At 40.2% G+C, this 26,658-nt stretch carries 22 protein-coding genes and 3 tRNA genes; 5 read left to right on the forward strand and 20 right to left on the reverse strand.

Translation table 11 applies throughout. From position 1 onward, the window contains the following. The first annotated feature begins 8 nt into the window (after positions 1 to 8). On the forward strand, positions 9 to 1,037 hold the full coding sequence (locus AAV98_RS17895; protein WP_060666901.1) for a cytochrome d ubiquinol oxidase subunit II: 1,029 nt from the start codon (positions 9 to 11) through the stop codon (positions 1,035 to 1,037). A 29-nt stretch (positions 1,038 to 1,066) separates the two neighbouring features. Here AAV98_RS17895 and AAV98_RS17900 read toward each other — a convergent pair whose 3' ends face one another. Next, positions 1,067 to 1,351 carry a DUF2325 domain-containing protein gene (locus AAV98_RS17900; RefSeq protein WP_010195229.1) on the reverse strand — a complete coding sequence of 95 codons (285 nt, stop codon included), beginning with the start codon at positions 1,349 to 1,351 and terminating at the stop codon, positions 1,067 to 1,069. Between the two features lie 186 nt (positions 1,352 to 1,537). Here AAV98_RS17900 and AAV98_RS20095 point away from each other — a divergent pair, with 186 nt between their 5' ends. After that, positions 1,538 to 1,693, forward strand: a complete 156-nt coding sequence (locus tag AAV98_RS20095; RefSeq protein ID WP_082380952.1) for a DUF1540 domain-containing protein — start codon at positions 1,538 to 1,540, stop codon at positions 1,691 to 1,693. Positions 1,694 to 2,087: 394 nt separating this feature from the next. On the opposite strand, the gene AAV98_RS17905 is transcribed toward AAV98_RS20095, so the two are convergent. The 10 genes from AAV98_RS17905 to AAV98_RS17950 form a co-directional block, all read right to left on the reverse strand. After that, entirely contained in the window at positions 2,088 to 2,981 is an 894-nt protein-coding gene (locus tag AAV98_RS17905) for a metal ABC transporter permease (RefSeq protein WP_060666902.1), read from the reverse strand. Beyond that, complete coding sequence (locus tag AAV98_RS17910) at positions 2,981 to 4,336, reverse strand: metal ABC transporter permease (RefSeq protein WP_060666903.1); 1,356 nt, start codon at positions 4,334 to 4,336, stop codon at positions 2,981 to 2,983. Before AAV98_RS17910 ends, AAV98_RS17905 begins: the two co-directional genes overlap by 1 nt. A gap of 10 nt (positions 4,337 to 4,346) precedes the next feature. Beyond that, positions 4,347 to 5,093, reverse strand: a complete 747-nt coding sequence (locus AAV98_RS17915) for a metal ABC transporter ATP-binding protein (protein WP_060666904.1) — start codon at positions 5,091 to 5,093, stop codon at positions 4,347 to 4,349. Between the two features lie 47 nt (positions 5,094 to 5,140). Then, positions 5,141 to 6,067 carry a metal ABC transporter solute-binding protein, Zn/Mn family gene (locus AAV98_RS17920; RefSeq protein WP_060666905.1) on the reverse strand — a complete coding sequence of 309 codons (927 nt, stop codon included), beginning with the start codon at positions 6,065 to 6,067 and terminating at the stop codon, positions 5,141 to 5,143. A 388-nt stretch (positions 6,068 to 6,455) separates the two neighbouring features. Next, positions 6,456 to 7,568, reverse strand: a complete 1,113-nt coding sequence (gene menC, locus AAV98_RS17925) for an o-succinylbenzoate synthase (protein WP_442853693.1) — start codon at positions 7,566 to 7,568, stop codon at positions 6,456 to 6,458. Further along, the gene (locus tag AAV98_RS17930) at positions 7,558 to 9,054 is read right to left on the reverse strand and encodes an o-succinylbenzoate--CoA ligase (RefSeq protein ID WP_060666907.1); all 1,497 of its coding nucleotides are present in this window, start codon (positions 9,052 to 9,054) and stop codon (positions 7,558 to 7,560) included. Before AAV98_RS17930 ends, menC begins: the two co-directional genes overlap by 11 nt. A gap of 96 nt (positions 9,055 to 9,150) precedes the next feature. Then, positions 9,151 to 9,972 (reverse strand): 1,4-dihydroxy-2-naphthoyl-CoA synthase, encoded by an 822-nt coding sequence (gene menB, locus AAV98_RS17935; RefSeq protein WP_060666908.1) that lies wholly within the window; start codon positions 9,970 to 9,972, stop codon positions 9,151 to 9,153. Between the two features lie 24 nt (positions 9,973 to 9,996). Beyond that, entirely contained in the window at positions 9,997 to 10,809 is an 813-nt protein-coding gene (gene menH / locus AAV98_RS17940; protein ID WP_331456878.1) for a 2-succinyl-6-hydroxy-2,4-cyclohexadiene-1-carboxylate synthase, read from the reverse strand. After that, the gene (menD, locus tag AAV98_RS17945; RefSeq protein ID WP_060666909.1) at positions 10,806 to 12,581 is read right to left on the reverse strand and encodes a 2-succinyl-5-enolpyruvyl-6-hydroxy-3-cyclohexene-1-carboxylic-acid synthase; all 1,776 of its coding nucleotides are present in this window, start codon (positions 12,579 to 12,581) and stop codon (positions 10,806 to 10,808) included. Before menD ends, menH begins: the two co-directional genes overlap by 4 nt. A 5-nt stretch (positions 12,582 to 12,586) precedes the next feature. Next, positions 12,587 to 13,972 (reverse strand): isochorismate synthase, encoded by a 1,386-nt coding sequence (locus tag AAV98_RS17950; RefSeq protein WP_060666910.1) that lies wholly within the window; start codon positions 13,970 to 13,972, stop codon positions 12,587 to 12,589. 263 nt (positions 13,973 to 14,235) lie between these two features. On the opposite strand from AAV98_RS17950, the gene AAV98_RS17955 reads away from it, so the two are divergent. Together AAV98_RS17955 and AAV98_RS17960 are read left to right on the forward strand one after the other, a co-directional pair. After that, positions 14,236 to 15,174 carry a 1,4-dihydroxy-2-naphthoate polyprenyltransferase gene (locus AAV98_RS17955; RefSeq protein WP_060666911.1) on the forward strand — a complete coding sequence of 313 codons (939 nt, stop codon included), beginning with the start codon at positions 14,236 to 14,238 and terminating at the stop codon, positions 15,172 to 15,174. Positions 15,175 to 15,287: 113 nt separating this feature from the next. After that, a complete protein-coding gene (locus AAV98_RS17960) occupies positions 15,288 to 16,031 on the forward strand; it encodes a yteA family sporulation protein (RefSeq protein WP_060666912.1) in 744 nt (247 codons plus the stop codon). 52 nt (positions 16,032 to 16,083) lie between these two features. Here the strand turns inward: AAV98_RS17960 and AAV98_RS17965 are convergent, their stop codons facing one another. Continuing rightward, positions 16,084 to 16,509 (reverse strand): DUF1801 domain-containing protein, encoded by a 426-nt coding sequence (locus AAV98_RS17965; RefSeq protein WP_060666913.1) that lies wholly within the window; start codon positions 16,507 to 16,509, stop codon positions 16,084 to 16,086. Between the two features lie 161 nt (positions 16,510 to 16,670). On the opposite strand from AAV98_RS17965, the gene AAV98_RS17970 reads away from it, so the two are divergent. Beyond that, the gene (locus AAV98_RS17970; protein WP_060666914.1) at positions 16,671 to 17,408 is read left to right on the forward strand and encodes a lipase family protein; all 738 of its coding nucleotides are present in this window, start codon (positions 16,671 to 16,673) and stop codon (positions 17,406 to 17,408) included. Between the two features lie 521 nt (positions 17,409 to 17,929). Here AAV98_RS17970 and AAV98_RS17975 read toward each other — a convergent pair. From AAV98_RS17975 to AAV98_RS18010, 8 genes are all read right to left on the reverse strand, one after another. Further along, on the reverse strand, positions 17,930 to 20,335 hold the full coding sequence (locus tag AAV98_RS17975) for a glycogen/starch/alpha-glucan phosphorylase (protein ID WP_060666915.1): 2,406 nt from the start codon (positions 20,333 to 20,335) through the stop codon (positions 17,930 to 17,932). After that, on the reverse strand, positions 20,325 to 21,776 hold the full coding sequence (gene glgA / locus AAV98_RS17980; RefSeq protein WP_060666916.1) for a glycogen synthase GlgA: 1,452 nt from the start codon (positions 21,774 to 21,776) through the stop codon (positions 20,325 to 20,327). The genes AAV98_RS17975 and glgA overlap by 11 nt, the downstream gene beginning before the upstream one ends. Beyond that, positions 21,773 to 22,789, reverse strand: coding sequence for a sugar phosphate nucleotidyltransferase (locus AAV98_RS17985; RefSeq protein WP_060666917.1), 1,017 nt, complete (start codon positions 22,787 to 22,789; stop codon positions 21,773 to 21,775). Before AAV98_RS17985 ends, glgA begins: the two co-directional genes overlap by 4 nt. 36 nt (positions 22,790 to 22,825) lie before the next feature. Continuing rightward, on the reverse strand, positions 22,826 to 23,983 hold the full coding sequence (locus AAV98_RS17990; protein WP_060666918.1) for a glucose-1-phosphate adenylyltransferase: 1,158 nt from the start codon (positions 23,981 to 23,983) through the stop codon (positions 22,826 to 22,828). A gap of 4 nt (positions 23,984 to 23,987) precedes the next feature. Next, positions 23,988 to 25,871: a 1,4-alpha-glucan branching enzyme gene (gene glgB, locus AAV98_RS17995; protein ID WP_060666920.1), complete on the reverse strand. Its 1,884-nt coding sequence runs from the start codon at positions 25,869 to 25,871 to the stop codon at positions 23,988 to 23,990. 538 nt (positions 25,872 to 26,409) lie between these two features. Further along, positions 26,410 to 26,481: transfer RNA gene (locus tag AAV98_RS18000), tRNA-Glu, on the reverse strand. Between the two features lie 7 nt (positions 26,482 to 26,488). Beyond that, positions 26,489 to 26,579: transfer RNA gene (locus AAV98_RS18005), tRNA-Ser, on the reverse strand. 3 nt (positions 26,580 to 26,582) lie between these two features. Beyond that, positions 26,583 to 26,657 (reverse strand) — tRNA-Asn (locus AAV98_RS18010). Between the last annotated feature and the right edge of the window lies 1 nt (position 26,658).

The raw sequence follows: 26,658 nt of genomic DNA on the forward strand, positions 1-26,658 counted from the left end.
TCACCTTCATGACAGACGTAATATTGGCCATTACGGTCCTATGGGGTTTCATTTTTATCTACGCCGTCATGGCCACGATGGATTTTGGAGCCGGTTTCTGGTCTATGCTCTATATAAAGAATGAAAAAACAAATGCCACCAATATCGCCAACCGATATTTATCCCCTACGTGGGAGGTTACCAATGTATTTGTTGTCGCTGTTGTGGTGGCTATATACAGTTTCTTTCCAAGCGCCGCCTATACACTCGGTACTGTTTTATTAATACCGGGAAGCATCATTCTACTTTTGCTTGCTGTCCGTAGCGGGTTCCTTGTGTTTTCTCATATTGTGGATGATTACCATAAACCGTTAACGTACGTATCAGGAATCAGCGGATTTATTATACCCGCCTTTTTAATACTTGTTTTGCCTATTACACATGGCGGATTTGTGGATAACATCAATGGGGTGGACACGTTAATGCTTGGCCGGTTACTGACCAGCCCACATGCCCTTTCTTTCATCCTGTTTGCCGTTAGCAGCACTTTGTTTTTGTCTTCCTTGTTACTTGCTGATTTTTCAAAGGTTGCAAAAGACAGACATGCGTATGCTATTTACAGAAGGGATGCCTTAATCTTAGGTCCTGTGTCATTACTAGGTGCTCTGTTAATCATGATTACCATGCGATACGAAGCAACATGGTTATTTAATGGGATGATGGACTATCTTGTATGGTTATTCATTTCAGCTGGTATGTTCGTCCTGACAGGAGTTGCACTTGTTATACCTGGAAAAGATGGATGGACAGGCCTGCCAAGGTTAGGTGTTGTTTCTGCTTTTATACAGTATGCATTGGCTAGTTACGCCTATGGGCGCGCACATCTTCCCTATATCGTCTATCCAAATGTCACAATCCAAAACGGATTTACAGACCCCGCTTCCTTTCGAGCTCTATTCATTACCTATATTGTCGGATTTATCATCTTGTTTCCTGGGTTTATCTACTTCTGGCGATTGTTTATGAAGGATGAAAAATACATTAAAAGCGAAAATTAAGGTCAGGAGTATTGTTTCTCCTGCCTATTTTATTTGGAAAAGTTACAAAGCACTTTCTGGATGGAACTCCAGGAACGCTTACAGTAGAAAACTGGTTTATTGCTCTCTTTTGCTTTTTGCTTGATCACTTTAGCGAGGTTATGATTAATGTAATCCGTAAGAACCAAAATAATATCAATATGCTCCGGAATGCTTCTCTTTACTACTTGCACCTTTCTTCCGTCAATATGTAAGACATTTTCAAATCCTTGTGTCACAAGCTTTTCTTGAATATTCCCTAAATGATCTGCACCAACTACCATAAGTGAAGCCATCTTTTTCTACTTCCTTTCTATCGTTTAATTGAGAAACGTTCTCTCTTATAAGCCCATAATAATTGAGAATGATTCTCTTTGTCAATGAAATTATTTAATATACCTATCTTTTATCATGAAGTATGAAATTTTTCTTAAGGCTAACAATAGGAACGTATCTTCTGTACAAAAAAGGAGGACGTAATAATGGCTAAAGAAGTTTTATGTGAAGTGGAAAACTGTAACTACTGGGGACAAGGAAACATTTGCCAAGCAGATGCTATTTATGTGGTGAGTCATAAAGGGAATACGGCACATGATTCCAAGGATACCGACTGCAAAACCTTCAAACCTGCTCATTAATGTAAAAAACAAAAAGCCCAAGAGCTGCGCGGCAGGTTACTCTTGGGCTTTTCTATTTTTAAAAGTAGGTAAAATTGTATGGTCTTTTCAAAGCAAAAAACATTTGTTGCTTGGTTAAATGCCGCTGTTCCTTTCCGCAAATGGCTTCGCTTTCCACGGGGCGGCCTTGAGCCTCCTCGGTGCCCTGCGGGGTCTCAACATTGCCGCTACTCCCCCGTAGGAGTCTACGCCATTTGCTCCAATCCACAGCTGAAAATCACCAGAAAATAATGTTTATGCGTTTCAGTTAACTATTTCAATAGACCGTATTTTCTAATCTGTTGACCAATGAAATCAACCGTAATATATAAATTCTTATCTAAACTATTTCCTTAACTATTTAAAAAGCCCCCATTTACTGGAGGCTGTTGCTTTCTTTCGATAAGTTTCTTCTAAAGAACCATTTCATAACCAAACCATGTTTGGGAGAAAGGAAAAAGGTTAAAACAAACAATATACCTGCCATGGAAGCCATCATACCTGATATTGAAACATTAAATAAGGACGCTGCATAATAGCCCAGAACTGCGGAAGCAACCCCTATACCAGCGCTTAACAAAAGCATGATACTTAATTTATCTGTCAATAGGTAAGCACTTGCTCCTGGAGCAATAAGCATCGCAACAACTAATATGGCTCCTACACTATCAAAAGAAGCTACCGTTGTAATGGAGAGCATTCCCATTAATAAATAGTGCATAAACATGACTGGAATTCCAATGGCAAGGGCCATCTCAGGATCAAACGAGCAAATTTTTAATTCTTTATAGAAAAATAAAAGGACTGCTAAGTTGATGACTAAAACAGCTCCAAGCATCCATACTGCCCTTGGACCCACATCCATTCCTGCAATCATTAACGTATCCCAGGGAACAAATGCAATTTCTCCCATCAGTGCATGATCTACATCTAAATGAACTCTTCCAGCAAATAAGGATACTAAGATTACCCCTAAGGCAAATAAGGAAGTAAATACAACTCCTATTGCCGCATCCGATTGAACGCCTGATGAATGTAGCAGCTGAATGAAGAATGCCGTCAATAATCCCACTACTAATGCACCTGCAAACATATAGATTCCGTCTAAACTGTTTGAAACGAGGTATGCTCCTACAATACCAAGTAAAACCGTATGACTAATCGCATCTGCTAGCATTGCCATTCTTCTTAAGATAAGAAAACAGCCGGTAAGGCCGCATGTTATACCAACTAAGGATCCTGTTAAAATAATCCATCCTTCATAACTCATCAGCCTTCACTCCCTTCAATTGCAGAATGGAAGCCTTTGTTTCCTATATTTCTTTTCTTTTTATACAAAAATAAACCTTTAGGTTCTCTTCCAAAATCCTTCAGTAAAGCCCTTAGTTCATCGATTATTTCTTTCGGTCCATTTAAAAGGTCCATGCTCCCTTCTCTCCAGTTCGAAACAGGGAACTTGCTTTCAAACATAAGATACATATCCATTAACCTGTTTTTAAGAACGATATCATGGGCCATCTCCAGCCCTTTTTCGGTTAGCATTATCCGTTTATCAGCCTGTTCTTCCGCTAATAAACCTTCCTTTTTCAATTCTTTTACCACTGCAAGCATTGAGAGAGAGGATATCGGACGCAGTTCCATCACTTGTTGGTAGGGATAGCTTCCAATTTCCTTACCTTCTGATTCTTTCAATTTGGTCTCACTCAACTCATACAGACTTGATAAAATATTTTCCCTTGTTACTAAGCGCTTAACCTTCCATTGTTTGACCATTTTAGGCAATAATCCTTTTTTCGTACCGAATATAAGGGAGAATACGAACAATATTGTCGCTGCCAAAATAATCAATGGTCCTGTCGACATTCCGCGGGAAAGTGTACTGAGCAAAGTCCCGACAACACCTGAAACTCCACCAACCACCCCAGCCAAAACAACCATATAGTCCAGTCGTTCTGTCCAATACCTCGCAGTGATAGCCGGCGTAATCAACATAGCTGCCATTAAAATTACACCTACTGCCTGAAGGCCGATGACAACTGCGCCGACAATCATCGTCATTAAAAGTCCATTAAGCCACTTAACTGGAAGTCCTATCCCTTGGGCAAACTGAGGATCAAAGGTTATCAGCTTTAATTCTTTGAACAAAATGAACGTGATAAAAATTAATATGAAGGCTATGACACTAATGATTTGTACATCTAAACCAACAATAGCGGCCGCTTGCCCAAAAATAAATGAATCCAGCCCAGCCTGATTTCCACTTCCATACTGTTGAATATAGGTTAATAGAACGATGCCGAAGCCAAAAAACACGGATAAAACGAGACCGATTGCAGTATCTTCTTTTATCCTGGAGTGTTTAATAATGGCTTGAATACAGTAAGTTCCGATTAATCCTGAGATGGACGCTCCAATTAATAGCCATGACATCGACTTTGTTCCAATCAGTAAAAATGCAATACATATTCCGGGCAACGCTGCGTGTGCCATTGCATCTCCAAGAAGGCTTTGTTTTCTTAACAAAGCGAAACTACCTATCACACCACTTGCCATACCTAGCAAAATGGTCCCTAGCAGTACCCACTGCACATTCGGATCTTGTAGCATATTGAGAACCGTTTCCATACTGTCACTCCTATTGTTCGACAATGGCATGATTTTGGTCTAAAAATGCCAAACGACCACCATACGTTTTTTGCAGATTATCCATTGTAAATACTTCTTCTGTAGGTCCAATCGCAATCTTTCTAAGGTTCAGCAGCAACACCCAGTCAAAATACTCTTTCACTGTCTGGAGGTCATGATGAACTACCAGGACTGTTTTTCCCTGTGCTTTAAGTTCATTAAGTATGGTGATGATTGCTTTTTCTGTTGCTGCATCCACCCCCACAAAGGGTTCATCCATAAAATAAATACTCGCATCCTGTGCAAGCGCTCTTGCAAGGAAAACTCGTTGCTGTTGTCCACCTGAAAGCTGACTAATCTGTCGTGTAGCATATTCTTTCATTCCAACTTTATCCAAGCATTCATAAGCAAACTCGATATCCTTTTTGTTCGGTCTCTTTACCCAACCAATATGACCATATCTCCCCATCAGTACGACATCCAATGCGTTCGTTGGAAAGTCCCAATCCACAGAGCCGCGCTGAGGAACATAACCAATCAATTTTCGCTGTGATTTATACGATTTTCCATAGATTGATATAGTACCAGACGCCTTTGGAATTAATTCCAAAGCCGCCTTAATCAATGTAGATTTACCGGCACCATTCGGTCCAATAATTCCAATAAGTTTTCCTTCCGGTACACTGAAACTAACTTCTTTTAATACAGGTTTACGATGATAAGCTACTGTTAAATTCTCTATTTTGACCGGCTGCATATTCGTTCACCTTGCTTTCTAATTTACTATTCCCAAGTAAAAGCCTTCTATTTTAACGCCTTTACTATTGTGTCGATATTGTGGCGGAACATTCCCAAATATGTTCCTGTTTCTGTGCCGGCAGCTCCCATTGCATCAGAGTACAGTTCCCCACCTATTACAACTGTGTGGTCTTTGCTTTCAGCTCCTTGGACTACTGCATTTATGGAGTCTTCCGATATGCTGCTTTCAACGAATACGGCTTTAATGTTTCTTTCTACTAAAAGATCTACAATGGACCGTACATCACTTAAACCAAATTCTGCGTCCGTACTCAATCCTTGTAAGCCCGTCACTTCCATTCCATATGCTTTACCAAAGTACTGAAACGCGTCATGCGCTGTAACTAATACTCTGCTCTCTTCTGGAATCGTTGCAAGTTGTTCTTTCGCGTAAGTATCTAATTCTTCCAATTTCTTAATATATGCTTCTGCATTCTTTTCATATAAATCAGCGTTAGCCTTATCTTCTTTAATCAATGTTTCTTTTACTTCTTCTACTGCGTACACCCATAAAGAAATATCAAACCAAACATGAGGATCCTTTTTATCTGTTTCTCCTTCTGCAATCAGCAACTTATCCGTAGGAACAGACTCAGCTACAGCAACCGTAGCTTTTTCATCCATCATTTTATTCAATATATCTCCCATTCTTCCCTCTAGTTTAAGTCCATTATAGAAGATGATATCTGCTTCATTTAATTTTTTCAAATCTCCTTGAGACGCTTTATACAAATGAGGATCAATACCTGGCCCCATAAGACTTTCCACTTCTACTTTATCTCCACCAACGTTTTCAACGATATCTGCTATTTGTGCAATAGTAGTTGTAACCTTCATTGTTTCATTCTCATCCCCGCTTACTCCTGAAGAACAAGCAGTCAAACCCAAACTGATAGCTCCCAGCAATACCATTTTCCCCAATAGTTTTTTCATTCTCTCTCTCTCCTCTTTTCAAAGTGTTTGTACTAGTCAACAAAAGTTTGTCTAGTGCAAATTTAATGGTAAAAAAATACACACACTCTTCCCTTTCTCCTAAATCACTGTATGTAGAAGAAGATAAAAATGTGAATTAACTTGACCAATGACAGTAATTTAAACCTACACTCAAAAAGTTGCCCTCATACAAAACTTAAACCCTAAGCAAACTTTTGTCAAGAACGAAAAAGCGCGAAAATATAGAAAAAAAGAACGAAAGGGGTCAGACCCCTCTAGGAATTTCATCCTTAACGTCGAATAGTAATAAAGTTACCCTAAAAAAGCCCCTGCAGTGATTGGGCTGCTGGGGCTTTTTTGATTGTTATAATTTTGTCGGAAACTTTTTTTATTTTCTTGGTTGAAAGCTTGCATTTCGTTTACTAATTTTCTTTATATACGCTTCATCCACTTCAAAGCCGATGCCTGGTCCATCTGGCACAGGCAATCTACCATCTTTCACTACCACTTCCGGCGTTATTACGTCTTTATCCCAATAACGGCTTGATGAAGAAAGATCCCCTGGGATAGTAAAATTGGGCAAAGAAGCAAGGGCAATATGGAATGCTCTTGAAATCCCGGTTTCCAACATACCTCCGCACCAAACAGGAATTCCTTGTGCTGCACATAGATTATGGATATCAATTGCGTTAGCCAGTCCGCCAACCCTACCTATTTTAATGCTCATCACTTTACAGCTCCCGAGCCTGATAGCGTTTTTTGCATCCTGAAGGGAAACAATACTTTCATCCAAACAAACTGGTGTAGATATTACCTTTTGCAATTCCGCATGCTCCACTATGTCATCAGCTGCAAGCGGCTGTTCAATCATCAGTAGATTTAATGAATCTAACTTCTTCAGCCGCTCTGCATCCCGGAGCGAATAGGCAGAATTTGCATCTACTAATAAAGCAAGATCCGGAAACGCATCTCGTATCATTCTTAATATTTCGTAATCGTTTGCCGGGTCTACTTTCACCTTCATGCGTTCATAGCCTTCTTTTATTCTTTGCGAAATGGTAGAGAGCATCCTCTCTGGGGTATCTAGGCTCACTACTACCCCAGCTTTCACTTCTTTGCGAACACCCCCAATATACTCTGACAGAGACACACCCGCCTGCTTAGCAAACAGATCCCAGATTGCCATCTCCACTCCAGCTTTAGCCATCTGGTTACGCTTCCAATGTAAAAGAGCTTCATTCACTCCCCGCGGAGATTTCCACTCATGATGTAAAATGGTAGGAATGAAGAACTCTGTCAACATATGCCAAGCAGTTTCAATGGTTTCCTCTGTATACCATGGAGAAGAAAAGGCAACCACTTCCCCCCAGCCAGCATTCCCTGAACCATCTGTTATTTTAATCAAGATGCTTTCCCTGTCTGTGACGGTTTCCTGGTGAGTACGAAATGGCTGAACTAATTTCATAGAAGTCAGGAATAAATCAACTTTTTCAATTTTCATCACTGTCCTCCCAATCAGGCAACATTTTTAAAAGTTCTCTGCGCATTAACTTATTGGAAGCATTTCTCGGCAATTTTTCCACAACATATATTTGTTTTGGAATTTTATACCCTGCCAACTGCTCACGAACAAAAGGCATTACGTTTTCTTCCATTAGTTCTTCTTCCATATCTGTAACAACAAACGCTACTGGAACCTGTCCCCACTGGTCATCCGATATGCCAGTTACCCCAGCCTCCTTTATAGAAGGGTGAGAAACCAGAACCGCTTCAATTTCTGCAGGATAGACATTTTCACCGCCTGAAATGATTAAATCACTTCGTCTGTCCACAACAAACAGAAATCCATCCTCATCCACATATCCTAAATCTCCAGTGTACAACCATCCTGCTTTGATCGCCTTAAAAGTGCTATCATCCCGGTTATAATATCCAGTTGTAACGTTGGGACCCTTCACGACAATTTCACCTGTTTCCATCGGGCCAACGTCCATTCCATCCTTTATAACTTTAAGCTGACAAGGAAACAGAGGTTTCCCAGCAGAACCAATTTTCGACATGGCAAAGTCAGGAGAGAGTGTGACAATTTGTGAGCAGGTTTCCGTCATGCCATATGTTTGGTAAACAGGAATGGATTTTCTAATGCACTCTTCCAGAATGGATTTGGGTACAGGTCCTCCACCAACGAGCATGCATCGAAATGCTGGCGGATAGGAATCCGAACCGAGTCGCTCCAACAAGTTGCTCAGCATGGTAGTCACAACAGACACAATACTAACTTGCCGTTCCATCAAGTCCTGATGAACTGCATCTGCTTCGAAACGCCGGTGGATAATCACTCTCATTCCATAAATCACGCTTCTCATCAAAATGGATAATCCACTTATATGAAAGATCGGCACCGCTAACAGCCAACAGTCATTTTCATGCAGCCCCATATTTAGAGCTGAGCCAGTAGCACTCCAAAAATGATTGCCATAGGTCTGCTTCACTCCTTTAGGAAAACCCGTCGTGCCACTTGTGTACATAATGGTATCAATTTCTTCAAGGGAAAATTCCTCTGCAATAGAAAAGTTACTGTCTATTAGCGAATGTACATGAGAAAAGGTGACTATCTTTTCTGTTCCCTTAAACTCTTTACTTTGTTGAAGTGTGGATTCCTGTTCCTTATCCATTAAAATAAATCGAGATGATGCGTCCTCTACTTGATAAGACAGCTCCTTAGATGTTAATCGCAGATTATGTAATACAGTAATCGCTCCAAGATTTTTCAGTGCGAACAACAATTCTACAAGTTCTATGCTATTGGCCATAAAGACAGAAATCCGATCTCCACGTCTTACACCCAACGCTACTAATTTACCGGACAAGATCAATGAATTCCTGTATAACTCTGAAAAAGTCACCTTTCTCTCTTCCATTTCAAATGCTATTCGGTCCGGAGTTAAGGCAGCTCGTTTCATTAAAAAGTTTGGCAATACTGTCATCGATATATCCTCCTACACCAGTTTTCCCATAAAAAGAAGGGCAATCCAAAAGCCAAAAGCTCTTAGATTGCCCTCCAATCACCATAAATCTTTTTATTAAGGGAAACGAGGGAATTGTCCAAAGTCCGGCTTTCTTTTTTCTTTAAAAGCATCGCGACCTTCTTTTGCCTCTTCCGTAGTGTAATACAATAATGTAGCATCGCCAGCGAACTGCTGAATACCAGCCAAGCCATCTGTGTCTGCGTTCATGGCAGCTTTCAAGAAACGTAAAGCAGTCGGGCTGTTTTCTAACATTTCTTCACACCATTTAACTGTTTCATCCTCTAATTGCTCCAAAGGAACAACCGTGTTTACTAGACCCATATCAAGTGCTTCCTTCGCATCGTATTGACGGCATAGGTACCAAATTTCACGGGCTTTCTTATGTCCAACGATGCGCGCAAGGTATCCGGAACCGTAACCCGCATCAAAGCTTCCCACTTTAGGTCCAGTCTGTCCAAAGCGAGCATTGTCCGCTGCAATAGTTAAATCACATACAACATGCAATACGTGTCCGCCACCAATAGCCCAGCCTGCAACCATTGCCACTACTGGTTTTGGTGTTACACGAATTAGACGTTGAAGATCAAGTACATTCAATCGAGGAATTTCATCATCTCCAACATAGCCGCCATGTCCGCGAACCTTTTGGTCACCACCGGAACAAAACGCTTTGTCTCCAGCACCTGTTAAAATAATGACACCAACACTAGAATCGTCACGTGCATAAGCAAACGCCTCAATCAATTCCATTACTGTTTTCGGACGGAAAGCATTATGTACTTCCGGACGGTTGATCGTAATTTTCGCGATCCCGTTATATGTTTCATATAAAATGTCTTCAAATTGTTTTGGTCCTGCTATCCATTCTCTTGCCATGTTTTATTTCCTCCCTAACATAAATTAGTTCGTTAAAAACCCACTTACTATTTTACCAAACTTTCGCGGTTGTTCCACATGAATTGCATGTCCAGCATTACTTATTTTGAAAAAAACCGATTTTTCCATCCTTTTTTTCATTTCCTGAGCAATAAGGACAAATTTTTCGTCCCATTCCCCTGCCGCCAAAAGTACAGGACAGTTGATATTATCGAGAGAATTCCAAAGGGATGGTTGCACACCTGTACCCAGACCACGCAAACTATTCGCCAGTCCTACAGGTGAATTGTTCATTCGTTGTTCATATATACTCTTTTGTTTTTCCATGGGTAATAGTTTTTGCGATTGGAAAAGGGGAATGTTAGTCCAAAAATCAACAAAAGATTTTAACCCTTCCTTTTCAATCCGCTCTGCAAGCTTTTCATCGGCTTCTTTCCTTGTAAGCTTGTCCTTTAACTTTTCCAGACCTGGAGACGCACTTTCAAGCACTAAGTTGGATACCATCAAAGGATAAGCAACCGTAAAAGAAAGTGCGACTCTTCCTCCCATAGAATATCCATAAATAGAGACCAATGGAATACTTAATCTATCCAAAATAGACTTTAAATCAAAAAGCACCTTTTCCATCCGATAACGCTCCGCTTGGCCTGGCGCATCTGTTTTTCCATGGCCAAGCTGATCTACCAGGATAAACGTAAAGTCTTCTACATTTTCAAAACCCGCTGTTAATTCTTGAAAACTTCTTATGTTCCCAGTAAAACCGTGCAGCATAAGAATGTGGTGAGCACCATGACCAATTCTCTCTACATGATAGTGTACCCCGTTAATCTCCATCATTCTTCTTTGTCCAAGATTTGAATCATTTCCTGGGAAACATTTTTCCACAATTTGCGATGAATCTCCTCATTTTCTGCACGGTTCGTTGGAACTTCTATTACTTTTAAGCCCTTTTGGGTAATAGAAAATGACACTGCATGTTGGAAATCAGACCAACTTTCCGCTCTTAAATGTTCGCCTTCATATAACTTTACAGCGTGCTCAAAATTAATACCGGTTGGAGTACCAAACAATGTCTCAAAATGCTTTTCCACTTTTGACTGTGGAAGGAAAGAAAAGATTCCCCCTCCATTATTATTTACAAGCACAATCGTGACATTAAGCTTTAATAACTTGGCGGCAAGCAGGCCATTCATATCATGGTAGAATGATAAATCACCAATAACTAGTACTAGGTTTTCATATGCTTTGCTTGCTGCAAGTGCAGTGGAAACCACTCCATCAATCCCATTGGCTCCCCTGTTTGCAAGCACCGTCAATTTTTTTACATCAGTAAACAAGAAGGTATCCACATCTCTGATAGGCATGCTGTTTCCTACGAAAATAGCGGAATTATCCGGAAGAATTGCTTGAAGTTCGGATATAATTCTACCTTCAAACATCCTGCTTTCCTCTTGTTCATGGGAAAGTATCTTTTTGGTCCTGTCATTTAATAACTTGATCCCATCCATCCATTCAAAGGAGTCACGAGCTGAGAGATTTACCGTTACCTTTTGGCAAAAGATTGTTTCTTCTGAATGAACCATATAGCTTGCCTGTAACGTTGGATCTCTCCACCCGCCGTCTCCGTCCACGACAATTTGTATTGCACTAGTGGACTTGCTAATGTATTGCATTAAAAACTTTGATACCGGCATTGCCCCAAAACGGATGATAATCTCTGGTTCCAGGTTCTTTTTCACTTCATCTGCGCGTAAGAAAGCATCATAGCTTTCCATTACCGTCCCTTTTACATGAGCTCCCGTTCTAACCCCCGATAGTGGGTCCGCGAAAATAGGGTACTGCAGGGTTTGGGAGAGTTCGGTAATGGCATTAGAAAATTCATCAATCTTTGACTGTGGCATTTCTCCACAAACAATAATTCCTTTTTTCCGTTCACTCATTAACTTGGCAAAAAAGAGAGCCTGCTCATCCGAAATGGAGTATTCTCCTACATTGACCTCTACTATTGATTCATTGCTTTCTTTGTGCTTGGACCATATTTCATCCGCCTCTAAGTTAGGAATTAACGGTTCTCTCAAAGGGAAATTGAGATGAACAGGTCCCATAGGCGCGCTTAGGGATGTGCCTGTAGCGCGAGCTGCCATCGTTCGTGCGTATCTAATCATTCGGTCCGTATCTTCCGGTAAGGACATCTCAACAAACCATTTCACATAGTTTCCATACATTTTCAACTGATCAATTGCCTGTGGGGCTCCGACATCGCGTAGCTCATGAGGGCGATCTGCTGTAAGGACTATAAGCGGAAGTCTAGATTGATAAGCCTCCACAATGGCAGGATAATAATTCGTTGCTGCTGTGCCTGATGTACAAAGTATAACAACTGGCTTATTCTTTGTTTTTGCAAGTCCCAATGCATAAAAAGCTGCAGATCGCTCATCTATAAGGACGGTAACATGGATGTCAGGATGTTCGGCCAAAAGAAGCGCAATTGGAGTGGAACGTGAACCAGGGCTGATTACCGCATCCTCCAGGCCGCTCTTTACTAATTCATCTACAAATGCTGCAAGATAAAAGGTCATGTCGTCTATTGAATTTGAATTTGAATTCATTGTGTTCAGTTACCCCCTAGTGCTGATAACATTGGACGAAATTTAATTTGTGTTTCTAAGTATTCGCTTTCTGGATCGGAATCTCCGACAATACCACATCCAGCAAACAAGGAGGCTTCCCTCTCCTGTAACAACCCTGAGCGAATAGCTACAACAAACTCTCCGTCCTCATTCCAATCTATCCAACCAAGCGGACCTGCATACCAGCCTCTATCCAGTCTTTCCACTTCCCTGATTGTTTGAAGGGAAATTTCTTGTGGAAATCCTCCGAGTGCCGGTGTTGGATGAAGGAGTTTTATTAAATCTGAAAGACTGCAATCATCGGTAGTTTCAGCTGTTACAGGTGTGTGTAAATGCTGAATATGTTTCATTTTATAAAGATTTGGTTCAGATGGAGTACGTACTTTTTTACAAACTTTCTCTAACGATGCCCGTATCATCTGCACAACGAGGTCATGCTCATGCATGTTTTTCTCATCAGTAAGCAAAGACTTGCCTAACTTTTCATCTTCTTCCACCGAAGCTCCTCTGGCAATGGACCCTGCTAAACACATGGACTGAACGTTGTTGCCTTGCTTCTTCACCAATTGTTCTGGTGTCGCACCAAGGAAGCAATCGGTTCCTCTTTCCACTGTGAATATATAACTGTTCGCTTGCTCTTCCATCAAGTTTTTCAATACAGGTGCAACGTTTACCTTATCTTGGAAAAGCACACGTAACTCTCTTGCCAGCACCACCTTATCCATCTGTCCGTCTGTTATTCTTTCTGTAACTTTAGAAATGGACTCTTTCCACTCCATCGGATCCATTTCCAGACACTTTACAATGGAAGTGGTGCTGACATGCTTAATAGAAGAGCCACTTAATAGCTCCTCTTCAAGGTTAGCCAACTCTTTCAGTCCACTTTCATCACAATCACTCAAATAATTAATGGTGAGATAAGTTTCGCCTTCTATCTTTGTAAGCATAAAGGTGGGTAAAATAAATAAAGCGTCATCAAATTGGTCCCATAACCTTGTCTTCTCCTTTTTTGGATCGAAGGAGAATCCCCCATACATAACCGGACCAATCGAATGTGAATCTTTGTTGCATACAGCCTGCTGGATAAAACGCTTCCATTGCGTTTCAATCGCATGATACCTGTCATCTTCTCCATCTGCAGTAAATTCCGCTGTCACACCTGCACCGACCATCACATGGGAATGATCAGGATTTGACCAGAAGAATCGTTGCCCTTCAAAAAATTGCTCACTTTTTTGAAAAAAATGAAGGGGATCTAGCTGTTCTATTTTTTTAGTATAACTAATTAAGACCGTCTGGTTTATTGAGGCCGCTTTAATTTTTGCTTCCTCCCATAAACTCACTATATGATGAAATGGTATTGTAATCATGTAAGACTCCCCCCGAGGCCTTGTTACCGCAAGACTTTGTCTCGAAATCGCTTCCTTAAAGATACACCTCAAAACCTTTTAATGTCAACAAAATGAGTGGTTTTCTTTCGTGTTTCTTCCTTATAATACATACATGTAAAATCTTCCTGTGTTTCTTCTGAAAAACCGTTGACACCTTTTGTCCCTTTACATACACTTATATTGTATTTATAATATATTACTTTCGTTTTTTATTTTGCCATAATAGATGGAGGGGTCACATAATGCAACCTCAGACAATTCAAACAGAGACAAGCTTTCAAGTACCGACAGAAAAGAGATGGAAGGTATGGTGGAACCTTTTGCGGCCACATACTTTAACAGCGGCATTTGTTCCTGTTTTTATAGGGACAGCACTTGCCCTTTATGACACCAGCATTGACTGGCCTTTATTTTTCGCCATGTTATTGGCTAGCCTGTTAATACAGGCAGCGACTAATATGATAAATGAGTATTACGATTATAAAAAGGGACTCGATAATGAAAATTCAGTTGGTATTGGCGGTGCGATTGTAAGGCACGGCGTTAAACCGTCCACTGTTCTTCAGCTCGCATTCGCATTCTTTGGCATCGCAACGTTACTAGGTGTGTATATATGCATAAATAGTACATGGTGGTTGGCCGTCATCGGAACAGCCTGTATGGCAGCAGGGTATTTTTACACAGGTGGCCCTTACCCTATTGCTTATACCCCTTTTGGTGAAATTGTAGCAGGATTCTTTATGGGCTTTGTAATTATCCTTATATCTTTTTACATTCAAACGGGTACTATATCTGATACTGCGATGCTCATTTCCATTCCGATTTCTATTCTTGTCGGAGCCATTCTGTTAGCGAATAACATTCGTGACATTGTAGGCGACAAAGAGAATGGCCGCAAAACAGTCGCGATCCTAGTTGGCAGAAAGAATGCCATTATACTTCTAACTGCTATGTTTATTGTGTCTTATGCGCTTATTGTACTCTTTATTGCACTTGGTTACGCGTCATTTTGGTTATTATTAGTTTTCTTATCTGTAACTAAGCCACTTTCGGCGATTAAAGGGTTTACCAATAATAACAGCAATGTGACAATGATGCCCGCAATGGTGGCTACCGCAAAGACAAATACGATATTCGGCTTTTTGCTTGGAATAGGTCTTGTAATGGGTTACTTTATATAATAAAAAAACTAACTGACTCTATTTATGGAGTCAGTTTTTTTAATTGGCAATCATGATTTTTAGAATGAACGCTCATAATACAAATAGACAGGATTTGAAAGGAGTCTATCTGTATGTTACCCCCTGAAAAAATAAATCAGTTAAAACAGCAATTAGAAGATACAAAACAAACGCTTCAAGCACACCTGGACCAAAATGATCATTATCAGATGGAGCACGAACATCCATACGAAACAGTAAGTGAGCTTTCCGCTTATGATAACCATCCAGGTGACCTTGGAACAGAGCTATACGAAAGAGAAAAAGACCTAGCCTTAAATGAGCATGCCGAAAAAGAAATGAAAGACATCAATCATGCGCTCCAAGCTATCGCTTCTGGCACGTACGGCGTATGTGAGGTTTGCGGAAAAGAAATAGACGTAGAGCGCTTAGATGCTATTCCAACTACTACTTATTGTAAAGAACACAGCCCCGACCAGATTGTCTCACACGACCGACCTGTAGAGGAAAAAGTATTGATGCCTCCGTATGGGCGCTTTGAATACGACGAATCAGAAGGCGTGGCCTTTGACGCGGAAGACACATGGCAAATTGTTCAGAGATATGGAACTTCTGAGAGCCCATCAGACTTTGCAGATGATGTGGAAAATTACGACCGCACATATGTAGAAAGCGAAGAGAATGAAGGCTATGTAGAGGATTACGAAAACTTTGTAGGAACAGACATGTATGGCCAAAACTTTACCGTATATCCTTCCATCAAACATGAGGCCTATGAGGATGCCCTTGATGAGGAAGGCATTATGACTCCCTTTGGTGACTTACATGGTTATGAAAAAGATTCTTATACCGAGTAATAATTATAACAAGGAAGCCTTAAAGCACTATTGCTATAAGGCTTCCTTTTGTTTAATGGGATGGATACGTTTTTTGCAAAAATATCACAGATTGTTTAATCAACTCTTTTAATACTTCCACATCAATGTCAGCCACTTTATTTATGTACACACATGCCTTGCCTGTTGTATGCTTGCCGAAACTCTTCAACAGTTCTTCCCTTTTTTGTTCACCTGTAGCAAAATACAAGCTTATTTTTGCTTTTCTTGGTGAAAACCCGACAAGCATGGCATCGCCTTCATGCCCTGTAGGATATTTATAATGATAAGAACCGAACCCAATTATGCTTGGTCCCCACATTTTCGCTTCATAACCAGTCGTTTCTTTGAAGATCTCTAACAGTTTATACGCATCTTCCCGCTTCTTGGGACTTTCCACTGTTTCAATGAATTCAATGACACTATTATCTGTTTCCTTTGTTTTTAATTCATAGCCCATCCAATGTTGCTCCTTTCCAATTTCATTGATCTCTTACTTATTCCACAAAGCAACTCAATTACCTTCCTATTCCGTCCAATTATGCACCTCTTTCTTCTCACAACCATACATTATCGTAGGCAATTATCACGATTCGTGATGGAAAGTGAGGGATATGACACATGTACACTAGAGATATTTTCTCAAAGGAATGGGCAGTTTTTCTGGCAGAATGCTGTCAACTTGCCTATGACCAGTATCATCAAAATGGTATTTTTTCTATACCTAACGGCTTTGATTTGGTAAGAGAATTCAAAGGTGTATCATTTCATAGCCTGGAGTGGTTCGGATTTATTTTAGAATCTGAAGAAACGATTATCGTTACGTTCCGTGGGACTCAAACAGATCCTGACTGGATTGCGGATGCAGAAATTTTTCAAGAGCCTTTTCCTTATTGTGATACAGGTAACCAGCTACTTGTACATGGAGGTTTCCTTTCCGTATATGAGTCTATGAGGGAAGAGCTGTTGAAGTGCCTTGAGAAAGAGCTTTCCACTTCGAAGACCATTTTTATCACGGGACACAGTCTCGGTGGAGCTATCGCCACGCTATTTTCCCTGGATTGTGCTTTAAATACAAACTACTCCTCGCTATATATGTATAGTTTTGGTGCACCTCGAGTTGGGAACGAAGCTTTTGCACACCTGTATGATGAAAATGTTCCCGGATCTATCCGGTTCGTCAACCTAGCAGACCTCGTCCCTTTCGTACCACCAAGAAAAGTCGTAGCACCTCTAAGCAAAAAAACGTGGCACTACAAACACACCTTTACCCCCTACCGCTTTTTACTAACAGAAGGCTCGATCATCAAAAACCACAGCATCGAAACCTATATCAAAGCAATGAAAGAGAAATTTTGACCACACAAAAAGACCGCGCAATAAAGCGAGGCCACTGAAAAAGTCATTGATTTTAGATTTTATTTAGACACCGCTGTGGATTGCCGCAAATGCCTTCGCTTTCCTAGGGAAGGTGCTTGAGCCTCCTCGCAACGTTTGAGGGGTCTCAAGCTACAGCTATCTCCCTCAGGAGTCTTCGCCTTTTGCTCCAATCCATAGCTAGAAATTACGAGAACAAAATGTTTACAGGCAACTATTTAAAATGCCTTTTCGTTAACCTTTAGTGAATGTAGTCACTTTGTTGATTGGAGTAGAAGGCGCGTAGACGCCCTCTGGAGGAAGGGACAGGGGAGACCCCGCAACGAAGTGAGGAGGCTTCCGGACCGCCCGCAGGCAAGCGAAGCGCCTGAAACGGAAATCAACCGGATTATATATACTTTCTTATTCAATAAAAAAATCCCTTTGGGGGTCAGACCCCCAAAGGATTTTCCCCTTCAACGTCGAAGGGTACAAAAAAGAGGGACAATTTGCCCCTCTATCACCTATCGCTTGCTGTAGCTTGGTTCCAGCCCCCAAATCTCGTTGGCGTATTGTCTGATAGTACGGTCGCTTGAGAAGAAACCGGAATGGGCGATGTTCTTTGCGCTCATGGTTAACCAATGATTACGGTTACGGTAAGCTGCATCCACCCGCTCCTGTGCATCAATATAAGACGCAAAATCCTTCAACACGAAATACTCATCATTTTGCATCAACAAGGAATCATGAATTGGCTCAAAATGATCATCCACATCCGGGAAAAATCCGTTCACAAGCTGCTCTAGAACTTGCTGTATCCTTTTATCATGATGGTAATACTCGCTAGATCGGTATCCCCCATTTTGATAGTAATTTAAGACCTGCTCGGCTGTAAGGCCGAAGATGAACATATTCTCTTCTCCGACTTCTTCTTTAATCTCAATATTGGCACCATCAAGCGTGCCAATCGTCAAGGCCCCGTTCATCATAAATTTCATATTTCCAGTACCTGATGCTTCTTTACTGGCAGTAGAGATTTGTTCACTAACATCCGCTGCAGGGAAAATGTCTTCAGCTAAAGAAACGCGATAGTTTTCTAGAAAGATAACTTTTAAACGGCCATTAATTGCCGGATCATTATTTACTTTATCCGCCAGAGAATTTATTAGTTTAATTACTTTTTTAGCATAATAATAACCAGGGGAAGCTTTAGCTCCAAAAATAAACGTTCTAGGATGTATATCAAAACTGCTGTCCTCTTTTAAGCGATTATACAGATACATAATGTGAAACACGTTTAAAAGCTGACGTTTATAAGCATGTAGTCTTTTTACTTGCACATCGAAGATACTGTCGGAATCAATAACGATTCCCGTTTGTTTTCTAATACGTTCTCCAAGAATTTGCTTCCGTTCCCGTTTCACTTGGTCGAGCTTTTCCAAGAAAGCGGAATCGTTTGCATATACATCAAGCTGGCGAAGCTGCATGGTGTCTTTCATCCACCCATGACCAATCGTATTCTGAATGAGTGAGGTAAGTTGAGGATTTGCTTTCAGTAACCATCTGCGGTGTGTAATTCCATTAGTTTTGTTGTTAAATTTATCTGGGAAAGTTTCGTAAAATAAACGCATTTCACGATTCTTTAATATTTCTGTGTGTATCTTTGCCACACCATTAACACTGAAGCTACCAACTACCGCTAAATGGGCCATCTTCACTAAATCATGCGCAAGGATTGCCATCTCTTCAATTCGTTTCCATTGTCCAGGATACTTTTTCCACAATTCTGCACAAAAGCGCTCATTGATTTCTTCCACAATCATATATATGCGTGGTAACAATGGCTGGAATATATTGATTGGCCATTTTTCCAAAGCTTCAGAAAGAGTTGTATGATTGGTGTAAGAGATGGTATGAGAGGTGATTTCCCACGCTTGTTCCCAGCTCATGTCTTCCTCATCTAAAAGGATCCGCATCAGTTCCGGAATTGCCAGCACCGGATGGGTATCGTTAATGTGAATGGTCACTCTTTTGTGGAAATCTATTAAACTACCATTTTTCTTTCGATAAGAGCGGATAATGCTTCCTATGCTAGCTGCTACAAGAAAATATTGTTGCTTTAAACGGAGAATTTTTCCTTCATCATGCGTATCATCTGGATATAGGAATTCTGATACTGCTTCTGTATCCCTTTTATATTGCATAATATCTTTGTTTGTCGGAAAAGGGGCCGGCTCAGCACTCCAAAGCCTTAACATGTTGACCGTATCCGTTTGATAGCCGACAACTGGCATATCATACGGAACTGCTGTGATAGCCTCTCCTTTTGCATGCCTGAACTTCTCTTTTCCATCTTCTGTATAAGATTCTACCTTCCCCCAAAAATTAATTTCGACAGCCTGATCTGGCTTTCTTACCTCCCAGACGTTTCCATGTCTAAGCCATTGCTCAGGCAATTCCACTTGATAACCGTCTACAAATTTCTGATCAAATAATCCATGTTTATAGCGAATGCCACACCCATGACCTGGTAGGTCTAACGATGCCAGAGAATCTAAGAAACAGGCTGCAAGACGGCCAAGGCCACCATTTCCTAGACCAGCATCAGCTTCTATTTCCTCGATGGAAGAGAAGTCGAGGCCAAGTTCTTTCAGGCCCTCTTCTACAACATCTTGAATTCCTAGATTTAAAAGATTACTTCCCAATAATCTTCCCAATAAAAATTCAATAGAAAGATAGTACACTTGTTTTTCATCCGCAGCGCGATTTCGTTCGTTGGTAGCTATCCAGTTGGCACTGATATATTCTCTAACCATGTTTCCGAGTGTATGATAATGATCTCTAGAGGTAGATTCCTGGAAGCTCTTTCCGTACATACTCTCCAATTTCTTTAAAAATGCCGCCTTGAATTTCTCTTTATTAGAGAACATGCACTCCACTCCTAGCCATTAGTGTTGAATACAATTGATTGTATTTAAATGCAGATTTAGCCCAGCTATAATCCCGTTCCATTGCTTCTTTCATAATACCGTTCCATACCTTTGGCTGCTCATACATGTTTATTGCACGCCTGATCGTATGTAGCATATCATGGGCATTAAAGTTGGTGAAGGAGAATCCGTTTCCTTCCAACGTCGATTCATCATAAGAATGCACCGTGTCATTCAGTCCGCCGGTTTCACGCACAATTGGTATAGTGCCATAGCGCAGAGCTATTAGTTGACCTAAACCACACGGTTCAAACCTCGATGGCATCAAGAACATATCCGCACCTGCATAAATCTGGTGGGCAAGCGGCTCATCAAACCCAATAAATGTCTTCACTTTTTCAGGATATTGATACGCCAACTCTCGGAAGTAGTGTTCAAACTGAGGTTCACCTGTTCCAAGTACCACAACCTGTACATCCTCATTTAACACTTCATGTAAAACGCATGTAACCAGATCCAACCCTTTTTGCTTGGTCAACCTGCTTACCATAGCAATGATCGGTGTATCCTCTTTTACAGGCAATCCGCAAAATTTTTGCAGGGCAGCTTTATTCACCTTTTTATTCCCTGCTTTACTGACGGAATAATTTGCTTCAATGTACTCGTTGGTTTCAGGACTATATAAATCATCGTCAATTCCATTAATGATCCCTACCAAAGAATCATTCCTATGACGGAGGACCCCATCCAGCTTTTCTCCAAAATAGGCCGTCTGGATCTCATCTCTATAAGTAGGACTTACAGTCGTGATATAACCAGAGGATACTAATGCTGCTTTCATAAAATTGACATTACCATAAAACTCTAGCTCATCAGCATTAAAGTGTTTACTATCAATACGCAATAAATCATGCAGGATACTCGGCGGAAACACACCTTGAAATTGAAGGTTATGGATAGTAAACACACTTTGAATATGCTCAAATCTTGGATTTTGTTTGTATTCCCGATCAAGGATAAAATTAACCATTCCCGTGTGCCAATCGTGACAGTGAATGACATCCGGAATAAAGTCAATTGCCGTCATGCATTCTAATACGGCACGACAGAAAAAGGAAAAGCGTTCCCCGTCATCAAAATGACCATACAGGGAATCGCGGTTAAAATAGTATTCATTGTCAATAAAGTAATAGGTTACATTATCGTGCACCAATTTTTCCACGCCACAATATTGGTGACGCCAACCTACGTCTACAAAAGTGGTCTGAACTCTTTTCATTTTGTTTTTAAAAACTTCCGGTATTTGCCCATATTTAGGCAAAATAACTCGTACATCTGTACCAAGTTTCTTTAATTCCTTAGGCAATGCTCCCGCAACATCACCTAAGCCACCAGACTTTACAAACGGGACACATTCTGACACTACAAACAATACTTTCACGAATTCATCAGAGCTCCTTGTACCGATCCTTTTTTCACTAAATAAGGGGAATCTGCCTTCCCTGTTAATCTTGTACCGTCCTCTACCTTAACATCCTTGTCTAAGATAACAGAATCTAAAACACAATTCTCTCCAATTACTCCTTTTTGCATAACAATACTGTTTTTGACGACCGTACCTTTTCCAATTTTAACTCCGCGGAAAATAATACTGTTCTCAACATGGCCTTCAATGATAGCACCGTTTGCAATCATGGAATTTTTTACATAGGCATCTTTAGAATAACTTGTTGGAGGCTCGTCTTTCACTTTTGTGAAGACAGGATGATCCTTTACAAACACCTGTTTCCAAACAACAGGATCCAACAATTCCAAGCTATGCTCATAGTACCTTTCCAACGAATCAATTACTGCTGCATAACTTGTATATTCATAGTTGCAAATTTTATATCCGCTTGTAATATCATCTACCACATCCATGATACTTCTATACCCCGTTTGCTCATGATTCATAAACAATTTAACAAGCAGGTCCTTCTCAAGGACATACATATCCAATGTTTCATCTTCTTTTATCACATGGGTAATATCGCATCTGTTTTGGATATGGCGATCGAGAATTAGTTTGTAATTCATATTTGAAACGGTAAAGCTATTTGCAATTACGACATATTTCTGATTACTGCGACCAAAAAAGTCGACATTTTCTTTGAAATGTTGGAACGAACCAGTGTTTCCATTCTCAGAACTAGGGAAAAAGAATAGACCATCACGTTTACGATCGAGATCCCACTGTTTTCCTGAACCTAGGTGATCCATCAAAGAGCGGTACTGATAACGGGGGAAGATTGCAACATTTTGAATTCCGGAATTGACCATGTTGGAAAGGACAAAATCAATCAGTCTATATCGTCCTCCAAAAGGAACTGCTGCAATGGAACGTTTTAAAGTTAACTCCTTCATTTCTTCATTATGGATTGTTGCATCGATAATTCCTAACATTGATTTAATCATAAATGGACACCCTTCCTGTATTTAATTTCGCGTAATTTAACGGGTTATGGAGAAAATCCCTTTATCCATCATTTCCTCTGTCACTAAAATAATTTCATCTTCATTTTTTTCCGGGCAAATGACCGCTCCATCTGGAATTTTTATCCCTGAAGGAATGATTGCCTTGTTTACATAGACATTTTCACCAATGATGGCATCTGGCATAATCACTGAGTTTTGGATCACTGAATTTCTCCCTACATTCACACCCTGGAATAATACAGAATGATCAATCTTACCTTCAATGAAACACCCCTCATTTACAAGAGAATCCTTAACATCTGCATATGGTGCAATGAACTGAGGCGGTTGATTTGGGTTAACAGAATAGATTCGCCAGTCATATTCAAAAAGATTTAATTCGCAATCCTCTTTTAATAAATCCATATTAGCTTCCCACAAACTCTTAACCGTTCCAACATCTTTCCAATATCCCTTAAAAGGATAGGCAACCAAATTTTTATTTTCTTCTAATAACAAAGGAATGACATCCTTCCCAAAGTCATGGCTGGACTCTGGGTTTCTATCATCCATTTCAAGATATTCTTTTAAGACAGACCACTTAAAAATATAGATTCCCATTGATGCCAAATTACTTTTCGGATGTGCCGGTTTTTCATCAAACTCAACCACTTCAAGCTTATCGTTCGTATTCATGATTCCGAACCTGCTTGCTTCTTCCCAAGGAACTTCCACCACTGAAATCGAAACATCGGCATCCTTTTTAATATGGTAGTCTAGCATTTCTTCATAATTCATTTTATAAATATGGTCACCAGAAAGGATAAGGACATATTCAGGATCATATTGAGTCAGATAATTGATATTCTGATAGATAGCACTTGCTGTCCCGGTATACCACTTCACTCCAGAAGATTCCGTATAAGGAGGCAATACTGTCACTCCTCCACTTTTTCGATCCAGATCCCACGCGCTACCAATACCAATATAAGAGTTAAGTACTAGAGGTTGATACTGTGTCAATACTCCAACAGTGGTAATACCTGAATTTGTACAATTACTTAATGCAAAATCAATGATTCTATATTTTCCTCCAAAAGGAACAGCCGGCTTTGCCAATGTCTTTGTTAAGGAACTGAGTCTGCTCCCTTTACCCCCTGCCAATAACATTGCTACACATTTATTTTTCGCCATCGCGTTATCTCTCCCCTCTAATTTTCTTTGGACGCCATATACTTACACCAAATGATGCAACATTGACCATCATATGATAGTCCTTGCCATGATATGCTCCCTCTTCCGCACTAACTTCCTGCTCGTTTATAAAACCTGCTCCACCGTATTCTTTTGCATCTGAACTGAAAACCTCTTCATAATCTGAAAGATAAGGAACGCCAATCTTAAATCCTTCATAAGAAGCTCCAGTGAAATTACAAACAACGATTAGTGTATCTGCAGGTTTTTTTCCTTTTCTGATAAAAGAAAAGACGCTTTGCTCTCGGTTATCTGCATCAATCCATTCAAATCCATTTGGATCATGGTCCAATTCATACAGTGCTTTATACTGATGGTAAAAGGTCATCAATTCCTTAAAATAATGGTGCATCTGTTGATGGGATTCATACTGGTTAACTAAAAACCAATCCAATTGTTCAAGGTCTTTCCATTCATCAAATTGACCAAACTCTCCACCCATGTAGAGAAGTTTCTTTCCAGGGTGCGTCAGGAAGAAACCGTACAATAAACGTAATTGAGCAAACTTTTCTTCATACTCACCAGGCATTTTGTTTAACAAAGACTTTTTGCCATGAACAACTTCATCATGCGAAAAAGGCAAAATGAAATTCTCGGAAAATGCATATACGATAGAGAAAGTTACTTTATCGTGGAGATGTTTTCGTTGCTCTGGAGTAGCCTCCATGTACCGCAAGATGTCATTCATCCAGCCCATGTTCCATTTGTAATTGAATCCAAGTCCTCCACTTGAGGTGGGGGATGTAACCAATGGCCAATCAGTGGAATCCTCCGCAATCATAAGTGCACTGTAATCCTGTTCAAATACGGCCTCATTCAACTTTCTCAAAAATTCCTGCGCATATGGGTTTGCATGCTCTTCCTTGGAATTTGGCCAATAAAGCATATTAGCCACGGCATCTACCCTAAAGCCGTCAACATGGAAGTTTTCCATCCAGAACAATGCATTTGATATTAAGAAGCTCCTGACCTCCGGCTTCCCTAAATCAAAATTCGCCGTCCCCCACACTTCATTCTCGCGATCATGATAGTTTTTATATTCAAATACTGGTGCTCCATCAAACATGTATAGCCCATGGGCATCTTTACAAAAGTGACCTGGTACCCAGTCCAATATCACACCTATATCTTCCTGGTGGCATGCATCAATAAGTGCCATTAACTCTTTAGGGTTTCCATATCTGCTTGTTGCAGCATAATACCCCGTACCTTGATAGCCCCAAGAGCGGTCATACGGATGCTCCACTAAAGGCAACAATTCTATATGCGTAAAATCATGCTCCTTGATATAAGGTATTAATTCCGTGATTAACTCTTTATAGGAGTAAAGTTCTCCATCATCTTTTTTTCTCCATGTACCAAGGTGCAGTTCATAGATAAACATCGGTTTCTCATACACCAATTTTCGCTTCTTTTTTCTTCGCCAGTTTTGATCCTTCCATTTGAAACCTTCTAAGTCGTATACAATGGAAGCTGTATTAGGCCTTACCTCTGCATGGAAAGCAAAAGGATCAGCCTTATGTAATATCTCACCAGATTGTGTCACAATCTCATATTTATATAAGTGACCGGATAGGTCTTCATCTATTTGAATGCTCCAAACACCTTCGTTATTTAATTTTTCTAGTGGATGCAACTTTCCATTCCACTCATTAAATGACCCCATCACTTTAACTTTTTTAGCGTTAGGTGCCCACACAGTGAATCTAGTCCCTATCACTTTCTTACGATGTCGTACTAAATGAGAGCCAAAAAGCTCATAACTTTTATACAACGTTCCCTCATGAAAAAGGTGCAGCTGGAAATCTGTCGCACTCGTAGCAATCAATTTTTTCACCCTTCCATCATTCCTTATAAAAAAAGAATATTGTTATACACTACTATTCTCCTTTTTATAATATTCTCCTTTATCCGACAAGTCGAAATCGTATGACATAAATCAACAATATAATTTTTTGTCTATTATAATGTAAAAAAAAGTTAATTTCAGGAAACCGTTTTCATTGTTGGTATACTTGAAATTGCGTAATATCAACGTTTTTGAAAGGGGGTTACAATATAGGAAGATTTGACTAAAAATCAGGAAGAGGAATGTAGATATTTGTCGAAAAGTTTTTTGGTGGTAGGTGGTCTAAACTTACAAATGTACACGCTTTCATAAATAGATTATTTTAATATAATAAATTTACTTTTCAAAATGGTGTTTTGTTTGATTGGAAAAAGGGTAATGTATGAGTTAATGTTTACAAATTGCAAAAGACTATTTCATCTTTAAAACACAAACTGAAGTGATAAATGGGGCAACTTTGAGGAAAATTTTAGACAAAAAAAAAGCCATAGTATTTTTAAAATACCACAACTTTTGATGACCCGTACGGGATTCGAACCCGTGTTACCGCCGTGAAAGGGCGGTGTCTTAACCGCTTGACCAACGGGCCATATTAATGGCGGAGAAGGAGGGATTTGAACCCTCGCGCCGCTTACACGACCTACACCCTTAGCAGGGGCGCCTCTTCAGCCACTTGAGTACTTCTCCATATGGCTCCACCAGTAGGATTCGAACCTACGACCCTTCGGTTAACAGCCGAATGCTCTACCGCTGAGCTATGGTGGAA

Source organism: Bacillus sp. CHD6a, from assembly GCF_001293645.1.
Taxonomy (GTDB): domain Bacteria; phylum Bacillota; class Bacilli; order Bacillales; family Bacillaceae_I; genus Sutcliffiella_A.

Excerpts from the sequence above, each read along its gene's own strand:
- AAV98_RS17895 (WP_060666901.1), top strand. The coding sequence starts at position 9 with ATGACAGACGTAATATTGGCCATTACGGTCCTATGGGGTTTCATTTTT.
- AAV98_RS17900 (WP_010195229.1), bottom strand. The coding sequence starts at position 1,351 with ATGGCTTCACTTATGGTAGTTGGTGCAGATCATTTAGGGAATATTCAA.
- AAV98_RS20095 (WP_082380952.1), top strand. The coding sequence starts at position 1,538 with ATGGCTAAAGAAGTTTTATGTGAAGTGGAAAACTGTAACTACTGGGGA.
- AAV98_RS17905 (WP_060666902.1), bottom strand. The coding sequence starts at position 2,981 with ATGAGTTATGAAGGATGGATTATTTTAACAGGATCCTTAGTTGGTATA.
- AAV98_RS17910 (WP_060666903.1), bottom strand. The coding sequence starts at position 4,336 with ATGGAAACGGTTCTCAATATGCTACAAGATCCGAATGTGCAGTGGGTA.
- AAV98_RS17915 (WP_060666904.1), bottom strand. The coding sequence starts at position 5,093 with ATGCAGCCGGTCAAAATAGAGAATTTAACAGTAGCTTATCATCGTAAA.
- AAV98_RS17920 (WP_060666905.1), bottom strand. The coding sequence starts at position 6,067 with ATGAAAAAACTATTGGGGAAAATGGTATTGCTGGGAGCTATCAGTTTG.
- menC (WP_442853693.1), bottom strand. The coding sequence starts at position 7,568 with ATGAAAATTGAAAAAGTTGATTTATTCCTGACTTCTATGAAATTAGTT.
- AAV98_RS17930 (WP_060666907.1), bottom strand. The coding sequence starts at position 9,054 with ATGACAGTATTGCCAAACTTTTTAATGAAACGAGCTGCCTTAACTCCG.
- menB (WP_060666908.1), bottom strand. The coding sequence starts at position 9,972 with ATGGCAAGAGAATGGATAGCAGGACCAAAACAATTTGAAGACATTTTA.
- menH (WP_331456878.1), bottom strand. The coding sequence starts at position 10,809 with ATGATGGAGATTAACGGGGTACACTATCATGTAGAGAGAATTGGTCAT.
- menD (WP_060666909.1), bottom strand. The coding sequence starts at position 12,581 with ATGAATTCAAATTCAAATTCAATAGACGACATGACCTTTTATCTTGCA.
- AAV98_RS17950 (WP_060666910.1), bottom strand. The coding sequence starts at position 13,972 with ATGATTACAATACCATTTCATCATATAGTGAGTTTATGGGAGGAAGCA.
- AAV98_RS17955 (WP_060666911.1), top strand. The coding sequence starts at position 14,236 with ATGCAACCTCAGACAATTCAAACAGAGACAAGCTTTCAAGTACCGACA.
- AAV98_RS17960 (WP_060666912.1), top strand. The coding sequence starts at position 15,288 with ATGTTACCCCCTGAAAAAATAAATCAGTTAAAACAGCAATTAGAAGAT.
- AAV98_RS17965 (WP_060666913.1), bottom strand. The coding sequence starts at position 16,509 with ATGGGCTATGAATTAAAAACAAAGGAAACAGATAATAGTGTCATTGAA.
- AAV98_RS17970 (WP_060666914.1), top strand. The coding sequence starts at position 16,671 with ATGTACACTAGAGATATTTTCTCAAAGGAATGGGCAGTTTTTCTGGCA.
- AAV98_RS17975 (WP_060666915.1), bottom strand. The coding sequence starts at position 20,335 with ATGTTCTCTAATAAAGAGAAATTCAAGGCGGCATTTTTAAAGAAATTG.
- AAV98_RS17985 (WP_060666917.1), bottom strand. The coding sequence starts at position 22,789 with ATGATTAAATCAATGTTAGGAATTATCGATGCAACAATCCATAATGAA.
- AAV98_RS17990 (WP_060666918.1), bottom strand. The coding sequence starts at position 23,983 with ATGGCGAAAAATAAATGTGTAGCAATGTTATTGGCAGGGGGTAAAGGG.